This is a genomic window from Escherichia albertii NBRC 107761 = DSM 17582 (assembly GCF_000759775.1).
GTDB classification, from domain to species: Bacteria; Pseudomonadota; Gammaproteobacteria; order Enterobacterales; family Enterobacteriaceae; genus Escherichia; species Escherichia albertii.
Window position 1 is genome coordinate 1 of record NZ_BBMY01000078.1, and the last position, 19,957, is coordinate 19,957.

Below are 19,957 nucleotides of genomic sequence, written 5' to 3' on the forward strand. Positions count from 1 at the left end.
GCCGTGAAAAACTGCGTCATATCTTCCTGCTTGGCGGCTGTGACGGCGCGCGCGGCGAACGCCATTACTTCACCGATTTCGCCACCAGCGTGCCGGATGACTGTCTGATCCTGACCCTCGCCTGTGGTAAATATCGCTTTAACAAGCTCGAGTTTGGCGATATCGAAGGTCTGCCGCGTCTGGTGGATGCCGGTCAATGTAACGATGCTTACTCTGCGATAATTCTGGCGGTGACGCTGGCAGAAAAACTGGGCTGCGGAGTTAACGACCTGCCGCTGTCACTGGTGCTCTCCTGGTTCGAACAGAAAGCGATTGTCATTCTGCTGACGCTGCTTTCTCTGGGCGTGAAAAATATCGTCACTGGCCCAACTGCGCCGGGCTTCCTGACGCCAGATCTGCTGGCGGTGCTGAACGAAAAATTCGGTCTGCGTTCTATCACCACTGTTGAAGAAGATATGAAGCAACTGTTGAGCGCGTAAGGAGTTTTTGAATGACGATGCCAACGAATCAATGCCCGTGGCGGATGCAGGTTCATCACATTAAGCAAGAAACGCCAGATGTGTGGACCCTTTCTCTGATTTGCCACGATTACTATCCGTATCGCGCCGGGCAATATGCGCTGGTCAGCGTACGTAACTCGGCAGAGACGCTGCGTGCTTATACTATTTCCTCCACACCGGGCGTGAGTGAATACATCACACTGACCGTGCGGCGAATTGATGATGGTGTCGGTTCCCAGTGGCTGACCCGCGACGTAAAACGCGGCGACTATATCTGGCTTTCGGATGCGATGGGGGAATTCACCTGCGACGATAAGCCAGAAGATAAATTCCTGCTGCTGGCGGCAGGCTGCGGCGTCACGCCGATTATGTCGATGCGTCGCTGGTTGGCGAAAAACCGTCCGCAGGCAGATGTCCAAGTGATCTACAACGTGCGCACGCCGCAGGATGTCATTTTTGCCGACGAATGGAGTCATTATCCACTGACACTGGTAGCGGAAAATAACATTACCGAGGGGTTCGTTGCCGGACGTCTGACCCGCGAACTGCTGGAAAGTGTTCCTGACTTAGCCTCACGCACCGTCATGACCTGTGGTCCGGCGCCGTATATGGATTGGGTGGAACAGGAAGTAAAAGCGCTCGGCGTAACGCGTTTCTTTAAAGAGAAGTTCTTTACGCCAGTAGCTGAAGCGGCGACCAGCGGTCTGAAATTCACCAAACTGCAACCGGCGCAAGAGTTTTACGCCCCCGTTGGCACTACATTGTTGGAGGCGCTGGAAAGCAATAAAGTTCCGGTTGTCGCCGCGTGCCGTGCAGGTGTTTGCGGCTGCTGTAAAACAAAAGTGGTTTCCGGTGAATATACGGTAACCAGCAACATGACGCTGACCGAAGCGGAAATCGCCGAAGGTTATGTGTTGGCCTGCTCCTGCCATCCGCAGGGAGATTTAGTTCTCGCGTAGTTGCTCCATGCCCGATGATAATCCTGTCATCGGGCATTTTAACAGTTAGTGCTTCCTTTTTTCCCGCCCCCTTCACCTTTCATCAGATGAACTAAACTTGTTACCGTCATCACATTCAGGAGACGGAAAACCATGAAACAAACGGTTGCTGCTTATATTGCCAAAACGCTCGAATCGGCAGGGGTGAAACGCATCTGGGGTGTCACAGGTGATTCTCTTAACGGACTTAGCGACAGCCTTAATCGGATGGGCACCATTAAATGGATGTCCACTCGCCATGAAGAAGTCGCCGCTTTTGCCGCGGGTGCTGAAGCTCAACTTTCGGGGGAACTGGCTGTCTGCGCGGGATCGTGTGGCCCCGGCAACCTGCACTTAATCAACGGCCTGTTTGATTGCCATCGCAATCACGTTCCAGTTCTGGCGATTGCCGCCCACATCCCTTCCAGCGAAATTGGCAGCGGCTATTTCCAAGAAACCCACCCGCAAGAGTTATTCCGCGAATGTAGTCACTATTGCGAGCTGGTTTCCAATCCAGAACAGATCCCGCAAGTGCTGGCGATCGCCATGCGCAAAGCGGTGTTAAACCGCGGCGTTTCAGTAGTGGTTTTACCAGGCGATGTGGCGTTAAAACCTGCCCCGGAAGGGGCGACCACGAGCTGGTATCACGCGCCACTGCCGGTAGTAACACCGGAAGAAGAAGAATTACGCAAGCTGGCGCAACTGCTGCATTATTCCGACAATATCACTCTGATGTGCGGCAGCGGCTGTGCGGACGCACATCAAGAGCTTGTGGAGTTAGCAGGGAAAATTAAAGCGCCCATCGTTCATGCCCTGCGCGGGAAAGAACATGTCGAGTATGACAATCCCTACGACGTGGGAATGACCGGCTTAATCGGCTTTTCATCCGGTTTTCATGCCATGATGAACGCCGACACGTTAGTGTTGCTCGGCACCCAATTTCCCTACCGCGCGTTCTATCCTGTTGATGCCAAAATCATTCAGATTGATATCAATCCAGCGAGCATCGGCGCGCACAGCAAGGTGGATATGGCGCTGGTAGGCGATATCAAATCAACCTTGCGTGCATTACTGCCGCTGGTGGAAGAAAAAACCAATCGCAAATTTCTCGACAAGGCGCTGGAGCATTACCGCGATGCCCGCAAAGGGCTGGACGATTTAGCTAAACCCAGCGATAAAGCGATCCACCCGCAATATCTGGCCCAACAAATCAGTCATTTGGCCGATGATGACGCCATCTTCACCTGTGATGTCGGTACGCCAACCGTGTGGGCCGCACGTTATCTGAAAATGAACGGTAAACGCCGATTGTTAGGTTCGTTTAACCACGGTTCGATGGCCAACGCCATGCCACAGGCGCTGGGCGCACAGGCCACAGAGCCAGAACGCCAGGTTATCGCCATGTGCGGCGACGGTGGATTCAGCATGTTGATGGGCGATTTCCTCTCAGTAGTACAGATGAAATTACCGGTGAAAATCATCGTGTTTAACAACAGCGTGCTGGGTTTCGTGGCAATGGAAATGAAAGTCGGGGGCTATCTGACTGACGGCACCGAATTGCACGACACCAACTTTGCTCGTATTGCCGAAGCCTGCGGTATTACCGGTATCCGCGTGGAAAAAGCGTCTGAAATTGATGAAGCTCTGCAACGCGCCTTCTCCATTGATGGTCCGGTACTGGTAGATGTGGTGGTCGCCAAAGAAGAATTAGCCATTCCACCGCAAATCAAACTCGAACAAGCAAAAGGATTTAGCTTGTATATGTTGCGGGCGATCATCAACGGACGTGGTGATGAAGTCATCGAACTGGCGAAAACGAACTGGCTAAGGTAAAAAGGATGGCATTTCCCGTCATAAATAAGGATATGCCATGATTGATTTACGCAGTGATACCGTAACCCGACCGAGCCGCGCCATGCTCGAAGCGATGATGGCCGCCCCGGTTGGGGACGACGTTTACGGAGACGACCCTACCGTCAATGCTCTACAGAACTATGCAGCAGAGCTTTCCGGTAAAGAAGCCGCCATTTTTCTGCCTACCGGCACCCAGGCTAACCTGGTCGCTCTACTCAGTCACTGCGAACGCGGCGAGGAGTATATTGTCGGTCAGGCGGCGCATAACTATCTGTTTGAAGCCGGTGGTGCAGCGGTGCTGGGCAGTATTCAGCCGCAACCCATCGACGCTGCTGCCGACGGTACGCTACCGTTGGATAAAGTCGCAATGAAAATCAAACCCGACGATATCCACTTCGCCCGCACCAAATTGCTCAGTCTCGAAAACACCCACAACGGCAAAGTGTTGCCGCGTGAATACCTGAAACAGGCATGGGAATTTAGCCGCGAGCGTAATCTGGCGCTGCACGTTGACGGTGCGCGCATCTTTAACGCCGTGGTGGCTTATGGCTGCGAACTGAAAGAGATCACGCAATATTGTGATTCGTTCACCATTTGTCTGTCGAAAGGTCTTGGTACGCCAGTCGGGTCATTACTGGTCGGTAATCGCGACTACATCAAACGTGCCATTCGCTGGCGAAAAATGACCGGCGGCGGCATGCGTCAATCCGGGATTCTGGCTGCTGCCGGGATGTATGCGCTGAAAAATAACGTCGCGCGTTTGCAGGAAGACCATGACAATGCCGCCTGGATGGCGGAGCAACTGCGTGCAGCAGGCGCAGATGTGATGCGCCAGGACACCAATATGCTGTTTGTCCGTGTCGGTGAAGAAAATGCCGCCGCGTTAGGCGAATATATGAAAGCAAGAAATGTGCTGATTAACGCCTCGCCGATTGTCCGCCTGGTGACCCATCTTGACGTCTCGCGTGAACAACTGGCGGAAGTCGCCGCCCACTGGCGCGCTTTCTTAGCCCGTTAAGGAGAAAGGCGTGCCGCAACGCATCTTAGTTCTCGGCGCCAGTGGCTATATCGGTCAACATCTGGTGCAAACGCTCAGCCAGCAAGGGCATCAGATCCTGGCAGCGGCACGTCATGTCGACAGGCTTGCAAAGTGGCAACTGGCTAACGTCAGTTGTCATACACTCGATCTTAGCTGGCCGGATAACCTTCCGGCCCTGTTGCAGGATATCGATACCGTCTATTTTCTGGTGCACAGCATGGGCGAAGGCGGTGATTTCATCGCTCAGGAGCGCCAGGTGGCCCTCAACGTGCGTGATGCGCTACGCGAAGTCCCCGTTAAGCAATTAATCTTTCTCAGTTCGTTGCAGGCCCCACCTCATGAGCAGTCTGATCATCTGCGTGCCCGTCAGGCTACGGCGGACATTCTGCGTGAAGCGGGTGTACCGATTACTGAGCTACGAGCGGGAATTATTATTGGCGCCGGATCGGCTGCATTCGAAGTCATGCGCGATATGGTTTACAACCTGCCAGTGTTAACGCCGCCACGCTGGGTTCGTTCACGCACTACGCCTATTGCGCTGGAAAATCTGCTGCACTATCTGGTGGCGCTGTTAGACCACCCTACCAGCAAGCATCGGATATTCGAAGCCGCCGGACCAGAGGTGCTCAGTTATCAACAACAGTTTGAACATTTTATGGCGGTGAGCGGTAAGCGCCGTTGGTTGTTCCCCATCCCCTTCCCCACCCGCTGGATTTCGGTATGGTTTCTCAATGTAATTACTTCCGTACCGCCCACCACCGCCAACGCGTTGATTCAGGGGCTAAAACACGATCTGCTGGCAGATGACACCGCACTACGCGCGCTCATCCCACAACCGTTAATCGCCTTCGATGACGCGGTACGCCACACGTTGAAAGAAGAAGAAAAACTGGCCAACTCCAGCGACTGGGGATATGACGCTCAGGCTTTCGCCCGTTGGCGACCAGAATATGGCTATTTCGCTAAACAGGCAGGGTTTACAGTAAAAACCGCTGCCAACCTTCAGGCCTTATGGAAAGTAGTGAATCAAATCGGCGGTAAGGAGCGTTATTTCTTTGGCAATATTTTATGGCAAACCCGAGCGCTGATGGACCGGGCGATCGGCCATAAACTCGCGAAAGGTCGCCCCGAACGAGAATACTTGCAAACGGGCGATGCAGTGGATAGCTGGAAAGTGATTGTCGTTGAGCCGGAAAAACAACTCACGTTGTTATTTGGTATGAAAGCGCCGGGGCTTGGGCGGCTTTGTTTTACCCTGGAAGATAAAGGCGACTATCGTACTATCGATGTTCGCGCATTCTGGCATCCGCACGGCATGCCAGGCCTGTTTTACTGGTTATTGATGATCCCTGCACATCTGTTTATTTTTCGCGGTATGGCAAAACAAATTGCCAGACTTGCAGAACAAAGCACAGATTAATCGAAAAAACCTGCGTTATTCTTTCATGTTTCCCATTGCATCAAGGGGGAAATCACGGAAGAATGCGCACGTCATTTTCTCAACAACAGTGGATTGATATGAAGGTACTGGTTACCGGCGCCACCAGCGGCTTAGGTCGAAACGCGGTAGAGTTTTTATGCCAGAAAGGTATTAGCGTGCGAGCGACCGGTCGCAATGAAGCGATGGGCAAATTGCTGGAAAAAATGGGCGCAGAGTTTGTCCTGGCAGATCTGACCGAGCTGGTCTCATCGCAGGCGAAAGTGATGCTCGCAGGTATTGATACGCTGTGGCATTGTTCCAGCTTTACCTCGCCGTGGGGAACGCAGCAGGCGTTCGATCTGGCCAACGTTCGTGCCACTCGCCGCTTGGGCGAATGGGCTGTTGCCTGGGGCGTGCGTAATTTTATTCATATCTCTTCACCGTCCCTGTACTTCGATTATCACCACCACCGCGATATCAAAGAAGATTTTCGTCCTCACCGTTTCGCCAATGAGTTTGCCCGCAGTAAAGCCGCCAGCGAAGAGGTGATCAACTTGCTTTCGCAGGCAAACCCGCAAACACGCTTTACCATCTTACGCCCACAAAGCCTGTTCGGGCCGCACGACAAAGTTTTTATCCCCCGTCTGGCACATATGATGCACCACTATGGCAGCATTCTGTTACCGCACGGCGGCAGCGCGCTGGTCGATATGACGTACTACGAAAATGCGGTTCACGCCATGTGGCTGGCAAGTCAGGAAACATGCGATAAACGCCCTTCTGGTCGTGCGTACAACATTACCAACGGCGAACATCGCACATTGCGCAGTATCGTGCAAAAACTGATTGACGAACTGAATATTGATTGTCGTATTCGGTCAGTGCCTTACCCGATGCTGGATATGATCGCCCGCAGTATGGAACGTTTAGGACGCAAATCAGCAAAAGAGCCGCCGCTAACCCACTACGGCGTCTCCAAGCTGAATTTTGACTTTACGCTCGATATTACACGCGCGCAGGAAGAGTTAGGTTATCAGCCAGTCATCACCCTGGATGAAGGCATCGAAAAAACTGCCGCCTGGCTGCGCGACCACGGAAAACTGCCGCGCTAATCCTGACCGTATTTCTCCAGCAACGCTTGTGCGATAGCCTGAGTTTCCGCATCCGCTTCGCCGTTATATAACGCCGGGCGGAAGTGCATCTGGAAGGCCATAATCACTCGTTTTTGCTCGTGCGGCGTCATATTGGGCTTCACGTCATAGCCATAGCGCGCCAACAGTTCCAGCAATGATGCGGTATCGACTGGCGTATGCGGCGCACGTCCGGCAAGGTAAAAGTTGACCCGCGAAGCATCCGGCCAGGCGCCAATCCCCTGCTGCGCCAGTTGCTGCCATGGGAACAACGGACCGGGATCATCTTTACGCTGCGGCGCAATGTCTGCGTGCGCCACCACGTTTTCCGGCTTGATGTGGTAACGAGCAATAATATCTTTCGCTAAAGGAATAAGAGCCTGAATCTGCGCTGGCTCAAATGGCGCAAAATATTTCACGCCCGCCGATTTTTGCCAGCCGCGATTTTCCAGCTCAATGCCAATCGAAGTATCGTTAATCCGTGTTGCGCCGCGCCAGGCGCTGACTCCCGCATGCCAGGCCAGTTCCTGTTCCGGCACCAGTTGCCAGATGCGCGGTTTACCGTTATAACGCGGCGGCACGGCAGGCACCAGATAATGCGAACTGACCTGTTTGTCGGTCAGTGTCGCCAGCGAGCTATCGAAGTCATCTGCGGTGTAGTGGATCACCAACACTTTAATGCGTGGATACGCCGCCTGCGCCTGACGTCGGGTATCGAGTTGGTATCCCTCTTTCTCGACAATTCCTTTTTCGCCAGCGCATCCTGCCAGTAACAGAGCAGCAGTGACCAACCAGAGAACTCTTTTCATCGACGCGTTTTCACCGCCGTTCCGCTGACGCTGACCATCAACATACTGCCGTTTTGCCCGACCGTTTCGTAATCGATATCAATACCGACCACGGCGTCGGCCCCCAGCGCTCTGGCCTGATCGCCTAACTCTTCAAATGCTATCTCCCGCGCTTTACGCAGTTCTTTTTCATACGCCCCGGAGCGTCCGCCAACGATATCGCGGATACCGGCAAAGAAATCGCGAAAAATGTTAGCGCCTAAAATCGCTTCGCCGGTCACCACACCGCAATATTCAACGATGGTCTGGCCTTCCAGTGTTGGGGTTGTGGAAAATTGCATGATCGATCTCCTTGTTTGCTAAGCCTTCGATCTTCAACGCATTATCGGACTGATACGCTATTATTGAAAGGATATCATTATTATCGTAGAACGCTTTCAGAGCGTTCGCTTATAAGGAAATCATTATGCGCTACAGCAAATTGACAATGCTTATCCCTTGCGCACTGCTACTCAGTGCCTGCACCACCGTCACTCCCGCTTATAAAGACAATGGCACCCGCAGTGGTCCCTGCATCGAGGGCGGCCCCGATAGCGTGGCTCAGCAATTTTACGACTATCGCATTTTGCATCGCAGTAACGACATCACCGCTCTGCGCCCCTACCTGAGCGACAAACTGGCAACCCTGCTTAGCAATGCCAGCCGTGATAATAGCCATCGTGAATTGTTAAGCAGCGATCCCTTCTCCAGTCGTACCACGTTACCTGACAGCGCCCGTGTTGCCAGCGCATCTACCATCCCTAATCGCGATGCGCGCAATATTCCGTTGCGCGTGGACCTGAAACAGGGCGATCAAAGCTGGCAAGATGAAGTGTTAATGATTCAGGAAGGCCAGTGTTGGGTCATCGACGATGTGCGTTATCTGGGCGGCAGTGTCCATGCGACAGCGGGCACGCTCCGCCAGTCCATAGAGAACCGCTAAGACATTGATCAACCAATAATCCCCGTAAATTGTCCGGCATTCTGCAAGGAATGCCGACATTTATGCTCGCCACCTACTGCCCCCGTTATTTTGTGCTATGTTTAGTGAATAATGCGCTTTGCATTTAACTTTTAAAGCAGAAATATTGCATAATTATTCTGTCAAAGGTACTATCTTCGACCTCAATAGCTATCCGACTGCCAGTATACGAGTGTCAATGAGTATTCAATTAAACGGCATTAATTGCTTCTACGGCGCACATCAGGCGCTGTTCGATATCACGCTGGATTGCCCGCAGGGCGAAACACTGGTGTTACTTGGCCCCAGCGGCGCGGGGAAAAGCTCGCTGCTGCGTGTACTCAATCTGCTTGAGATGCCGCGCTCCGGTACGCTCAACATCGCAGGCAACCATTTCGATTTCACTAAAACGCCGTCAGACAAAGCGATCCGCGAGCTGCGTCGTAATGTTGGGATGGTGTTTCAGCAATACAATTTATGGCCGCATCTGACGGTACAACAAAACCTGATTGAAGCCCCCTGCCGCGTGCTGGGATTGAGTAAAGATCAGGCGCTGGCTCGCGCGGAAAAATTGCTGGAACGCCTGCGACTGAAACCTTATAGCGATCGTTACCCGTTGCACCTTTCCGGTGGGCAGCAACAACGTGTCGCCATCGCCCGTGCGCTGATGATGGAACCGCAGGTGCTGCTGTTTGATGAACCGACCGCCGCGCTGGACCCGGAAATTACCGCGCAAATCGTCAGCATTATTCGTGAGCTGGCGGAAACGAACATTACCCAGGTGATCGTCACCCACGAAGTTGAAGTCGCGCGTAAAACCGCCAGCCGTGTGGTGTATATGGAAAACGGTCACATCGTAGAGCAAGGCGACGCGAGCTGCTTTACCGAGCCGCAAACCGAAGCATTTAAAAACTATCTCTCTCACTAAGATTCGGGATAACGACAATGAAAAAAGTTCTGATTGCCGCGTTAATTGCAGGTTTTAGTCTTTCCGCCACAGCAGCCGAAACTATCCGTTTTGCTACCGAAGCTTCCTATCCTCCGTTTGAATCTATGGACGCGAATAACCAGATCGTCGGTTTTGACGTTGACCTGGCGCAGGCGCTGTGTAAAGAGATCGATGCAACCTGTACTTTCTCTAACCAGGCATTCGACAGCCTGATCCCAAGCCTGAAATTCCGCCGAGTGGACGCCGTTATGGCCGGGATGGATATCACCCCTGAACGTGAAAAGCAGGTACTGTTTACCACTCCGTACTATGACAACTCTGCCTTGTTTGTGGGTCAGCAGGGTAAATACACCAGCGTTGATCAGCTGAAAGGCAAAAAAGTCGGCGTGCAGAACGGAACGACGCACCAGAAATTCATTATGGATAAGCACCCGGAAATCACCACTGTTCCGTATGACAGCTACCAGAACGCAAAACTGGATCTGCAAAACGGTCGTATCGACGGCGTATTCGGCGACACCGCAGTGGTAACCGAATGGCTGAAAGATAACCCGAAACTGGCGGCGGTGGGCGATAAAGTGACCGATAAAGATTACTTCGGTACTGGCCTCGGCATCGCAGTGCGTCAGGGCAATACTGAACTGCAGCAGAAATTCAACACTGCGCTGGAAAAAGTGAAGAAAGATGGCACTTACGAAACCATCTACAACAAATGGTTCCAGAAGTAATTCCTGATGAATGAATTTTTTCCTTTAGCAAGTGCCGCCGGGATGACCGTCGGCCTTGCCGTTTGTGCATTGATTGTCGGACTGGCGCTGGCAATGTTCTTCGCGGTGTGGGAGTCAGCGAAATGGCGCCCTGTCGCGTGGGCAGGTTCGGCGCTGGTGACGATTTTACGTGGTCTGCCAGAAATTCTGGTGGTGTTGTTTATCTATTTTGGCTCCTCGCAGCTACTGCTGACGCTTTCGGATGGCTTTACCATCAATCTTGGGTTCGTGCAGATCCCGGTGCAGATGAACATTGAGAACTTCGACGTTAGCCCGTTCCTCTGCGGCGTCATCGCCCTGTCGTTACTGTATGCTGCCTATGCTTCGCAAACCCTGCGTGGCGCACTGAAAGCGGTGCCCGTAGGCCAGTGGGAATCGGGTCAGGCGCTGGGGCTGTCGAAATCAGCCATCTTCTTTCGTCTGGTGATGCCGCAGATGTGGCGTCATGCGCTGCCCGGCCTCGGCAACCAGTGGCTGGTACTGCTGAAAGATACCGCGCTGGTCAGTTTGATTAGTGTGAATGATTTAATGCTGCAAACCAAAAGTATTGCTACCCGCACTCAGGAACCATTTACCTGGTACATTGTGGCGGCGGCGATTTACCTGGTGATCACCCTGTTAAGTCAGTACATTCTCAAACGCATTGACCTGCGCGCGACACGTTTTGAGCGGAGGCCTGGCTGATGCTTGAGTATTTACCCGAACTAATGAAAGGGCTGCATACCAGCCTGACGCTGACCGTTGCCTCGCTAATTGTGGCGCTGATTCTGGCGTTAATTTTTACCATCATTCTGACGCTGAAAACGCCGGTACTGGTGTGGCTGGTGCGTGGCTATATCACGCTATTTACTGGTACGCCGCTGCTGGTACAGATCTTCCTGATTTACTACGGGCCGGGCCAGTTCCCGACGTTGCAGGAATATCCGGCACTGTGGCATCTGTTGTCAGAACCGTGGTTATGCGCGCTGATTGCGCTGTCACTGAACAGTGCGGCGTATACCACGCAGCTATTTTACGGTGCTATTCGCGCGATCCCGGAAGGTCAGTGGCAATCCTGTAGTGCACTGGGGATGAGCAAAAAAGATACGCTGGCGATCCTGTTGCCGTATGCGCTTAAACGCTCTCTCTCATCTTATTCCAACGAAGTGGTGCTGGTATTCAAAAGTACCTCTCTGGCTTACACCATTACGCTGATGGAAGTGATGGGTTACAGCCAGTTGCTGTACGGTCGCACCTACGATGTAATGGTGTTCGGTGCGGCGGGGATTATTTACCTGGTCGTTAACGGCCTGCTGACGCTAATGATGCGTCTGATCGAGCGCAAAGCCCTTGCCTTTGAACGCCGGAATTAATGTGGCTGTGTGCTGATGCCGGATGCGGCGTAAACCGCCTTATCCGGCCTACATTCACTGGATGATTTGTAGGTCTGATAAGACGCGCCAGCGTCTTATCAGACACCCACACAGAATCCACATACTGCATAAATCATTATAATGAAGACGGACAAAACGCTAAGTTGTCCGTCTTTTTTTATGACAAATAAATTATTTAATCACATTTATTGCATATAAATTCATTTAGTGGCATTGTAAATCCATGCCGCAGACACGGCTAAAAATCATAAGATTGACAGACGGGAGTTCCATCATGAAAAAGTTAGTTCTTGCTGCATTACTGGCATCCTGTGCGTTCGGCGCTTCTGCCGCGGAAAAAATCAACTTTGGCGTATCAGCGACCTATCCTCCGTTCGAGTCGATGGACGCCAATAACCAGATTGTTGGTTTTGATATCGATCTGGCAAAAGCGTTATGCAAACAGATGCAGGCAGAATGTACTTTTACCAATCACGCTTTCGACAGCCTGATCCCGTCACTGAAATTCAGGAAATATGACGCGGTTATTTCCGGTATGGATATCACGCCTGAGCGTAGCAAGCAGGTATCGTTTACCACGCCCTACTACGAAAACTCAGCGGTCGTCATAGCCAAAAAAGATGCCTACAAAACGTTCGCAGATCTGAAAGGCAAACGTATTGGGATGGAAAACGGTACGACGCACCAGAAATATATTCAGGATCAACACCCGGAAGTGAAAACAGTCTCCTATGACAGTTATCAAAATGCTTTTATCGATCTGAAAAATGGTCGTATTGATGGCGTATTTGGCGACACAGCGGTGGTAAATGAGTGGCTGAAAACAAACCCGCAACTGGGTGTTGCTACCGAAAAAGTGACCGATCCGCAATACTTCGGCACCGGTCTGGGCATCGCTGTTCGCCCGGATAACAAAGCCCTGCTGGAGAAACTGAATAACGCACTGGCAGCCGTTAAAGCGGACGGTACGTATCAGAAAATCAGCGACCAGTGGTTCCCGCAGTAATTGAGACTGATGATAAAAGTAAGATTGCCTGATGCGCTACGCTTCTCAGGACCACATTGACTCTACAATATATTGATTTAGCACGATTTTGTAGGCCGGATAAGGCGCACGCCGCATCCGGCATGAACAACGCGCACCTGGTCAGCAATCTGAAGCCGCGGCTTCAGATTGCTTCACCAATAGCGCCAACACTTCATAATGCGCGGTATGTGGGAACATATCGAAAAGCTGCACTCTTTCAATATGATACCCCGGCAACTCGCGGATATCTTTGGTCATCGTTTGGGCGTTACAGCTGGAGTAGATGATAAAACGCGGTGCCATCGTTGAGAGATAATCACACAGCGGTTTACCAATGCCGCGACGCGGTGGATTAACCAGCACCAGCTCCGGTACCTCCCCCTGAGCGGTAGCAAATTGAGTGGAATCCAGCGCCTGAAATTGCAAACGCGTTAAGCCCAGTTCAGCGGCTGACTGCTTCGCACAGGCAATGGCTTCTGGCGCAATTTCAATCCCGGTTAACTGCATGTCAGGCGTCGCGCAGTGTAAACCAAAGCCCCCCACGCCACAGAACAGATCCCACATATGTTTAACTGGTAGGTTTCAAAAAACACAATAACCAATTGTATTTGAAGCAAAAAACAAGACTTTGAGATGTTTTTTTGTACCTTTTTTTTATGTTTTTAACTGTCTGATTTTATTGAAATCTTTTTTAGTTTTGCAGAAGGAATTTTTTACTTGATTGTAACTTTTTCGTTTTTTTGGGGCTAATTGACGCGCAATGCTGGGCGGGGAGCGCACAGCCAAAAAAACCGAAATTGACCGCTAATTACTGCCAATCATCATCGCTCTGATTGAGCGTAAATCATTCAGGTTATTCAGTTCTTCCTTCTGCTCTCGCTGACGTCAATAAATCCCATCATTGCGATCAACCTCATCCTTAACCATTGATGCGAGCAGTTCTTCCAGTTTCTGCGCTGATAGCTTTACCTGGTGATCTTCAGCATCTTCCCGGGCTATTGTGGTTCGCGCAGTGGCTGATTTTGCTGACATCACCACAGGGGGCAGACGGACCATTGAACCATGGCCTCCGGAACAAATAAGGGCAAAAATAACAACCACTATCGAAAGCTCACAAACTAACCGCAGCACGTTCCTGCATACGACGTGTCTGCGGCATAATCCCAATGATTACTCCCTGACAGGATTTGCAGGCCACTCAATATCAGGTGCAGTTGATGTATCAACACGATTCAACAATACCCGATATTTATTCCATGCCTCCAGCAACGATCTTTCTTCCTCCGTTGCGATTTCCAGATCTACAGCATCCTGCAGTGGCGCAATATACTCACTGAATTCCTGGATGTAGAACTGTGTGGTGACGGTCTTCCAGCCATTCGGCTCCTGCTGTATCGAAGCATACCAGGCTATTTCAATATCGCTATGCTGCGGCAGCATTTAACCCCTTGTAATTCATCGCCATAATTGATTTAATTCACAAATAAAACTATAACATGGTGAAATCAATGAAAAAAAACACAGATGATGGGGCTAAAATTTACACACCACTTACCCTAAAGCTTTATGACTGGTGGGTTTTGGGAGTATCAAATCGGCTTGCATGGGGATGTCCTACAAAGGAACACCTTCTTCCACACTTTCTGGAACATGTAGGTAACAACCATCTGGATATTGGTGTTGGAACTGGGTTTTACCTTACTCACGTACCTGAGAGTAGTCTGATATCTTTAATGGATTTGAACGAAGCTAGCCTGAACGCGGCATCTACAAGGGCTGGGGAATCAAAAATTAAACATAAAATTAGCCATGATGTTTTTGAACCTTATCCCGCGGCGTTACATGGTCAATTTGATTCCATTTCCATGTTTTACCTTCTTCACTGCCTGCCTGGAAATATATCTACAAAAAGCTGTGTAATACGCAATGCGGCGCAGGCCTTAACTGACGATGGAACTCTATACGGAGCCACAATTCTTGGCGATGGAGTTGTGCACAATAGCTTCGGTCAAAAACTGATGCGCATTTACAATCAGAAAGGCATCTTTTCAAACACAAAAGATTCCGAAGAAGGCTTAACACATATACTCTCAGAGCATTTCGAGAATGTTAAAACCAAGGTTCATGGTACTGTAGTAATGTTTTCCGCTTCAGGGAAAAAATAGCATCCAACCGCAGCACGTTCTTGCTTAAGACGTGCTGCGGCATAATCCCAATGATTACTCCCTGACAGGGTTCGTAGGCCACTCAATATCAGGTGCAGTTGATGTATCAACACGGTTCAGCAACACCCGATACTTTTTCCAGGCTTCCAGCAATGAGGTTTCTTCCTCCGTTACAATTTCCAGATCTGCAGCATCCTGAAGCGGCGCAATATGCTCACTGGCTACCTGCATCAGGTTGTTTTTTGTTTCTTCCGCCTCCCGGATCCGGAACAGTTTTTCTGCTTCTGCATCTTTCACCCAGGTTGTGCCGTTCCACTTCTGAAACTCCCCTTCCGGCGATAACCAGGTAACATTTTCCGGTAATAAGCCGAGTTCAGAAATAAATAACGCGTCGCCGGAAGCTACGTCATAAACCGTTTTACCCCGATGATCTTCAACGAGATGCCACGATGCCTCATCACTGTTGAAAACAGCCACAAAGCCAGCCGGAATATCTGGCGGTGCAATATCGGTACTGTTTGCTGGCAGACCTGTATGAGGCGGAATATATGCGTCACCTTCACCAATAAATTCATTAGTTCCGGCCAGCAGATTATAAATTTTTATGGTCCGTGCTTGTTCACTCATTCTGAATGCCATTATGCAAGCCTCACAATATAGTTAAATGCGATGTTTTTGACGGTGTTTTCCGCGTTACCCGCAGCGTTAACGGTGATGGTGTGTCCATGTGAACCAATCGCAACGGAGTGCGTATGCGCACCAATACCTACAGTATGTGCATGTGCGCCAGAACTTGCTGCAGTACCAGACAGCGAGTGGGTATGAGCACCTGCTGACTGTGTCTGAATACGTTGATAATACGATCTATAGGAAGAAGTCCCCGGGCTTACTTGATACTGTGAATTCTGGACATAAGTGAACCCACCGCCATCATAAAATGCTAACGCAGAACCGCCGCCTCCTGGCCAACGAATACCATTACCATGAGTATGAACACCGGCAGACCCCGTAGAGCCACTCAGACTGTGCGTATGCGCCCCGGTGTTATTCGTGGATTTAGTGCCGTAATCAAACGACGATGTGGTTTTCGTCCCCAAATCCGTACTGGATGCGCTGGCGCTGTGGGTATGCGATTTAATGCCGTCCTGTTCCTGAGACAATACGGCCCGACCACTGGCAGGTTTGCCCTTAATCGTCCAGCCACGCATATCAGGGATCACGCCTGACGGATAAGCGGCTGCAAGTTTCGGGTAGGCAGATTTGTTAAAAGTCTGCCCCTGCATCAGGGCATAACCAGACGGAACGGTATCTGATGGCCACGGGATTGGTGCGCCAACTGGGTAGCTTTCTGGTGGAAGATTTTTCGAGGTATAAACTTCTGCCCAGTCTTCCTCAAAACCATAACCGTCTCTTGAAGAACGGTAGAACAGACCACGATTTCTGTAATGCGCCTTCATCTGCAGGGTCCGGCAACTTCCGACTCCGGTATAGAAGTTAACCAGAATATAGCTGTCGCCAGAGCGGGTGACATTGTAAGCGCCTGATTCGGCATTCCAGGGAACGGCTCCATCCGAATCCGCATAAGCCCCCGTCGAACGTCGGGCAAATGCACCAATATTTTCCGACGTGAGGTTAATATCCGCCGAGCCATCAAACTTAACACCGTTAATTTTTGGGGCTGCCGCAAGTTTCGTCGCGGTATCGGCGTTCCCCTTCAGTGCCCCGGTGATCCCATCAGTAACAGACAACGGACCTGAAATAGTCCCTCCAGTCGTTGGCAGCGCTCCAATATCTGATGGTGTAGGTTTCTGATGTGAGCTATACATCGTATAAACAACACCACCGGTAACGCTGGAAGGCTTACTCGCTGAATATGTTGGCGAGGTATAAATAGAAACTGACGCATTTGTAGTACAATCCCAATGGATATTTACACTCGTCGCATAATTGCCAATCTCAACGTAAATATCATATGTATCGCCGGATGTGTTGATCCAGGCGAAATTCGTTAATCCGACGGCTGTACGCTTCCACAAAGCTCCGGTAATCCCTTTGGGCTTTCCATTGCCTGCTCGTAGAACCAGTTCTGAAATGCCTGCCTGCTGTGGGGAGCCGACGTTGTAACCAGCGCCACCAATCAATGTGATGTAAACGATGGAACTCGCTTGTGGCATGGTAACCGTTGCCAGTTTGAACCACCCTGCCCCGCCAGAGAAAGAGATCGTTACTGAATTTAAAGTGCCAATATCTTTCGGTGTTAATGTTATATCCGCAGTCAGTGCTTTCCCGTTAACTTTTCGGTTAGATGGTACCCTGCCATTCGCATTGTCATTCGCTGCTTTAACTGCCTTCGGTGTCGCGGCAAGCGTTTCAGATGTGCTGTTGGTCGCACTGCTGAGCTGTACTATCCCCTTTTTCGTCGTACTTGCATCCTCAAGCGCCACGGCGGATGCAATATCCTCTGCCCGTTTTGCCGCTGTCTCGGCGCGCGTTGCCGCGGATTCCGCCGTACTTTTGCTCTGTGCTGCCGCCGTCGCACTGCCAGCTGCCTCTGTCGCCTTCGTGGATGCTGTCGTGGCGCTGCCCTTCGCTGCTGACGCCTGTCTGGTCGCCTCATCTTTTGAAGCTGACGCCGATGATGCCGATGACGCCGCCGAACTGGCGGACGATGCGGCAGCCGTTTTTGAGGATTCTGCGCTGGTTTCCGACGCTTTCGCGTTCGTCTCGGATGTCTTCGCTGCGGAAGCAGACCTTGCTGCTGCACTGGCCTGTTCAGTGGCTTTGCCAGCCTTCGTTGTGGCTGTTGAAGCGGATGATGCGGCGCTTTCTGCCGATTTTCCGGCGGCGGTGGCACTGGCTGAGGCCTGCCCGGCACTTGTTGACGCGGCACTGGCAGATGATGCAGCCGCTGTTTTTGAGCCTGCCGCAGCTGAGGCACTCTGTCCCGCTGCCGTTTCAGAAGACCTGGCGTTCGTCTCGGACGTCTTTGCCGCCTTCGCGGAATTTCCTGCCGCCGTTGCCGAGGAAGCTGCACTACTGGCACTTGATGATGCATTCGTTTCTGAAGATTTCGCTGCCTCTTTTGAGGCCGCCGCACCCCGTGCCGAGGTGGCAGCTTCTGACGCCTTCGTGGTCGCTGTGGATGCAGAAGTGGCTGCCGATTTTTGTGATGCTGCGGCATTCGTTTCTGACGTTTTCGCGGCACTGGCGCTGGTAGCTGCCGCGCTTTTTGATGACTCTGCAGCAGCAGCACTTTTTGCTGCTTCACGGGCCTTTGTCGATGCCGTTCCTGCGCTGGAAGACGCTGACTGAGCCGACGACGCGGCCTGTCCGGCTGACGTGCTGGCGGCACGTGCTGAGGCTGCAGCATCGGTTGCATGAGTTACCGCCTCGCTGGCTGATGCACTGGCATCGCTGGCTGATTTTTTCGCGGCTGCCGTATTCTGTGCAACCGCGGAGGCGTTACGTGACACTTCTTCCACCATCTGCTCAAAGCGGCGCAGTGCCTCCGGTCGGACATCATCCTCCGTCATGGCACCGAGAAAATCATTCAGCGTACCTGGTCTGGAACCTTCATAGACGGTAATGGTCCCGGCATGTGAAGGCGGAAAACCTTCAACCAGCAGGGTGACGCTGTACTGACCATGCTCAACATCCATGCTGTAACGTCCGGCTTCATCCGGATTTTCAGAGGCCACCGTGTTCACCACCACCGTGCTGCTGGTTCGTCTGGCCTTCAGCACAATGGTGCAGTTCTGTACTGGTTTTCCTGTGCCATCTTTAAGCACGCCAGAAATTTTTACTGTCATACTTTTCCACCAATAAAAAAAGCCCGCAGCAGTGACGCCACGGGCTTCAGGACAGTGTAACTTTACGTTTCCTCAAACGCAGTTCACCCCATAAGGTGGATGAACCTGCGTATCATAACAATATTTACAGAAGATAAATCGGCGTCTGTTGTCAGAAACGGTATCCGATACCAACAATAAATGCATCCGATCGCCAGTCGCCACTACCGGAACCTTCATAAGCAAGGTCAATGGTCACGGATTCGGTCGGGTTAAACTGCACGCCAGCCCCCCACGCCAGAGACGTGTTGCTGTGGCGACCGTCATCACTTCCGGTCAGCACATCGTGCGTTTTCCCCTTGTTGTCAGTTACGCGGAGATAATCCCCGGAGAAAGTCGACACACGGCTGTAAGCCACACCCGCCATCGAATACGCGCTGAACCATTCATTCACGCGTACAGACGGCCCCGCCATCACGCTGAACCAGCGGTTACGCACGGAATCTTCATGCCAGCGGGTATCGCTGTAGCGCGTTTTTTGCTCATCCTCAGCATTGGCATAACTGAAGGACGTAATCAGCCCCAGCGCGTCCGTAAACTCATAACGGTATTTCACGTTAATCCCGTTCAGATCATCACTACCGGGAACGTTCGTCGAGGCATGGAGATACCCCGCGCTCAGCGTGGACTGATGTTCTGCTGCACTCGCTGGCGTAGCAGCGGCGACCTGCCAGACTACTGCGGACAAAATAACAGCACATAATTTACGCATAATTACCTCTCGCTTTTCTGCAATAAAAAAGGCGCCATTTCTGGCGCCCGTATCTGGGTTATAAAATTCAGCTAATCGTGATGCCTGCAGTGGCTTTCTTCATCACCACAACCAGCAAATCGCTGATACTTGCTGTGGGATACCAGTTATTTACCAGCCATGCTGACACCGAAAACTCCAGTGTCATGTGACCGTGACCGGCAGGCATATCAATAACACCACTGTAAATCAGCGTATTATCCAGCGCAGTACGGTTATAAATTTCAGCACCGTTTTTCCGCACTATCAGACGGCATGAGGAGTAAATATCAGTATGCTCTTTCTCATGTTTAGCGCCGCTGAATGCCACCGCCGGAATAACAATCTGCCGGTCAAACGGCTGATCGTCATAAACCCTGACGGTAATGG

Annotated in this window: 19 protein-coding genes and 4 pseudogenes; 13 read left to right on the forward strand and 10 right to left on the reverse strand. The window is 51.5% G+C overall.

Going from position 1 to position 19,957, the window contains the following annotated elements:
• From EA14781_RS13990 to EA14781_RS14015, 6 genes and pseudogenes are all read left to right on the forward strand, one after another.
• Positions 1-479 (forward strand): annotated as a pseudogene (locus tag EA14781_RS13990) (hydroxylamine reductase); the annotation flags it as partial.
• Positions 480-490: 11 nt separating this feature from the next.
• A complete protein-coding gene (hcr, locus tag EA14781_RS13995) occupies positions 491-1,459 on the forward strand; it encodes an NADH oxidoreductase (RefSeq protein WP_000178652.1) in 969 nt (322 codons plus the stop codon).
• Between the two features lie 132 nt (positions 1,460-1,591).
• On the forward strand, positions 1,592-3,310 hold the full coding sequence (gene poxB, locus EA14781_RS14000) for a ubiquinone-dependent pyruvate dehydrogenase (RefSeq protein ID WP_000815389.1): 1,719 nt from the start codon (positions 1,592-1,594) through the stop codon (positions 3,308-3,310).
• A gap of 37 nt (positions 3,311-3,347) precedes the next feature.
• Positions 3,348-4,349, forward strand: coding sequence for a low-specificity L-threonine aldolase (ltaE, locus tag EA14781_RS14005; RefSeq protein WP_000566415.1), 1,002 nt, complete (start codon positions 3,348-3,350; stop codon positions 4,347-4,349).
• A 10-nt stretch (positions 4,350-4,359) separates the two neighbouring features.
• Entirely contained in the window at positions 4,360-5,790 is a 1,431-nt protein-coding gene (locus EA14781_RS14010) for an SDR family oxidoreductase (RefSeq protein WP_001136513.1), read from the forward strand.
• 98 nt (positions 5,791-5,888) lie between these two features.
• A complete protein-coding gene (locus EA14781_RS14015) occupies positions 5,889-6,902 on the forward strand; it encodes a 3-beta-hydroxysteroid dehydrogenase (RefSeq protein WP_024164829.1) in 1,014 nt (337 codons plus the stop codon).
• On the opposite strand, the gene amiD is transcribed toward EA14781_RS14015, so the two are convergent.
• Together amiD and EA14781_RS14025 are read right to left on the reverse strand one after the other, a co-directional pair.
• Positions 6,899-7,729, reverse strand: a complete 831-nt coding sequence (gene amiD, locus EA14781_RS14020) for an N-acetylmuramoyl-L-alanine amidase AmiD (RefSeq protein ID WP_000832594.1) — start codon at positions 7,727-7,729, stop codon at positions 6,899-6,901. The two genes, EA14781_RS14015 and amiD, sit on opposite strands and share 4 nt — an antisense overlap.
• On the reverse strand, positions 7,726-8,049 hold the full coding sequence (locus tag EA14781_RS14025) for a heavy metal-binding domain-containing protein (protein WP_001160731.1): 324 nt from the start codon (positions 8,047-8,049) through the stop codon (positions 7,726-7,728). The genes amiD and EA14781_RS14025 overlap by 4 nt, the downstream gene beginning before the upstream one ends.
• A gap of 125 nt (positions 8,050-8,174) precedes the next feature.
• Here EA14781_RS14025 and EA14781_RS14030 point away from each other — a divergent pair, with 125 nt between their 5' ends.
• The 6 genes from EA14781_RS14030 (at position 8,175) to artJ (ending at position 12,803) form a co-directional block, all read left to right on the forward strand.
• Positions 8,175-8,690 (forward strand): lipoprotein, encoded by a 516-nt coding sequence (locus EA14781_RS14030; protein ID WP_001270732.1) that lies wholly within the window; start codon positions 8,175-8,177, stop codon positions 8,688-8,690.
• Between the two features lie 217 nt (positions 8,691-8,907).
• Positions 8,908-9,636, forward strand: coding sequence for an arginine ABC transporter ATP-binding protein ArtP (gene artP / locus EA14781_RS14035; RefSeq protein WP_000027211.1), 729 nt, complete (start codon positions 8,908-8,910; stop codon positions 9,634-9,636).
• 17 nt (positions 9,637-9,653) lie between these two features.
• Positions 9,654-10,385, forward strand: coding sequence for an arginine ABC transporter substrate-binding protein ArtI (artI, locus tag EA14781_RS14040; RefSeq protein WP_000756580.1), 732 nt, complete (start codon positions 9,654-9,656; stop codon positions 10,383-10,385).
• 6 nt (positions 10,386-10,391) lie between these two features.
• The gene (artQ, locus tag EA14781_RS14045) at positions 10,392-11,108 is read left to right on the forward strand and encodes an arginine ABC transporter permease ArtQ (protein ID WP_001001694.1); all 717 of its coding nucleotides are present in this window, start codon (positions 10,392-10,394) and stop codon (positions 11,106-11,108) included.
• Entirely contained in the window at positions 11,108-11,776 is a 669-nt protein-coding gene (gene artM / locus EA14781_RS14050; RefSeq protein WP_000895403.1) for an arginine ABC transporter permease ArtM, read from the forward strand. Before artQ ends, artM begins: the two co-directional genes overlap by 1 nt.
• Positions 11,777-12,071: 295 nt before the next feature.
• A complete protein-coding gene (artJ, locus tag EA14781_RS14055; protein WP_002462427.1) occupies positions 12,072-12,803 on the forward strand; it encodes an arginine ABC transporter substrate-binding protein ArtJ in 732 nt (243 codons plus the stop codon).
• Between the two features lie 141 nt (positions 12,804-12,944).
• Here the strand turns inward: artJ and EA14781_RS14060 are convergent.
• The 3 pseudogenes from EA14781_RS14060 to EA14781_RS25755 all read right to left on the reverse strand — a co-directional run.
• A pseudogene (locus EA14781_RS14060) lies at positions 12,945-13,403 on the reverse strand (methyltransferase domain-containing protein); the annotation flags it as partial.
• A gap of 225 nt (positions 13,404-13,628) precedes the next feature.
• Positions 13,629-13,898, reverse strand: a pseudogene (locus tag EA14781_RS25250) (DUF4376 domain-containing protein); the annotation flags it as partial.
• Positions 13,899-13,994: 96 nt separating this feature from the next.
• Positions 13,995-14,171 (reverse strand): annotated as a pseudogene (locus EA14781_RS25755) (tail fiber assembly protein); the annotation flags it as partial.
• A 149-nt stretch (positions 14,172-14,320) separates the two neighbouring features.
• On the opposite strand from EA14781_RS25755, the gene EA14781_RS14075 reads away from it, so the two are divergent.
• The gene (locus EA14781_RS14075) at positions 14,321-14,989 is read left to right on the forward strand and encodes a class I SAM-dependent methyltransferase (RefSeq protein ID WP_000240998.1); all 669 of its coding nucleotides are present in this window, start codon (positions 14,321-14,323) and stop codon (positions 14,987-14,989) included.
• Here EA14781_RS14075 and EA14781_RS26075 read toward each other — a convergent pair.
• From EA14781_RS26075 to EA14781_RS14095, 5 genes are all read right to left on the reverse strand, one after another.
• Positions 14,934-15,071 (reverse strand): nucleocapsid protein, encoded by a 138-nt coding sequence (locus tag EA14781_RS26075; protein ID WP_105212600.1) that lies wholly within the window; start codon positions 15,069-15,071, stop codon positions 14,934-14,936. The two genes, EA14781_RS14075 and EA14781_RS26075, sit on opposite strands and share 56 nt — an antisense overlap.
• Positions 15,044-15,628 (reverse strand): tail fiber assembly protein, encoded by a 585-nt coding sequence (locus tag EA14781_RS14080; protein WP_002462429.1) that lies wholly within the window; start codon positions 15,626-15,628, stop codon positions 15,044-15,046. Before EA14781_RS14080 ends, EA14781_RS26075 begins: the two co-directional genes overlap by 28 nt.
• A complete protein-coding gene (locus tag EA14781_RS14085) occupies positions 15,628-18,798 on the reverse strand; it encodes a prophage tail fiber N-terminal domain-containing protein (RefSeq protein ID WP_000216500.1) in 3,171 nt (1,056 codons plus the stop codon). Before EA14781_RS14085 ends, EA14781_RS14080 begins: the two co-directional genes overlap by 1 nt.
• A 151-nt stretch (positions 18,799-18,949) precedes the next feature.
• Entirely contained in the window at positions 18,950-19,549 is a 600-nt protein-coding gene (locus EA14781_RS14090; protein ID WP_001228317.1) for an Ail/Lom family outer membrane beta-barrel protein, read from the reverse strand.
• Between the two features lie 67 nt (positions 19,550-19,616).
• Positions 19,617-19,957 (reverse strand): phage tail tip domain-containing protein (locus tag EA14781_RS14095; RefSeq protein ID WP_042335793.1); only part of this gene is annotated, 341 nt, incomplete at its 5' end.